This window comes from Enterococcus sp. E5-162 (assembly GCF_035725965.1).
Taxonomy (GTDB): domain Bacteria; phylum Bacillota; class Bacilli; order Lactobacillales; family Enterococcaceae; genus Enterococcus_B; species Enterococcus_B lactis.
Genome location: NZ_JAPRFV010000047.1, coordinates 1 through 524, shown reverse-complemented (window position 1 = coordinate 524; position 524 = coordinate 1). Strand labels below are relative to the sequence as shown.

Annotated in this window: 1 pseudogene; it reads right to left on the bottom strand. The window is 33.4% G+C overall.

Annotated elements, in window-relative coordinates:
- Nucleotides 1–363 precede the first annotated feature (363 nt).
- Nucleotides 364–524 (bottom strand): annotated as a pseudogene (locus OZZ83_RS14710) (IS6 family transposase); the annotation flags it as partial.

The following is a 524-nucleotide window of genomic DNA, read 5'->3' as shown; positions in this document are numbered from 1 at the left end:
TTTTGATGAACGCATATGTAGTCCTCATTTCTTGGGAGTTTTGAGACTACTATATGCGTTTTTTTGTTGATTTACCAACATGTTTAGACATTTTCCTCTAGGAAAAAATTAACTAGCACCACGGGTATTATAGATGTATCATTGTTAGTGTATCATAAAAAAATATAAAACTGAAAATTCTAATTTTGAGCCGCAAAATTTCATTTCGTGAAAACTAGAAAAGGTAGGGGTTCGAAAATTTTAAAGTTTTTGATCTTTTTTTATTGCTTATTTTTTAGCTCCTTCAGTAGCTCAATTAATAGGTTAAGAGGTTCTGTTGCAAAGTTTTAAATAAAGAATAAAATCCCTTACGGTATCTATGATTTAAGCTGGGATTCCCAATAATACCTTGATTTCGGTACAGACCGAAAACCCGAAGAGAGTGCCTTCTTTTCGGGTTTTCTTATATAATCCTCGAATGGCTTCCATGCCTTTAATCGTGGTAGAGGCAGTGCGTAAACTTCGATAGAATTTATTGCGTCTCT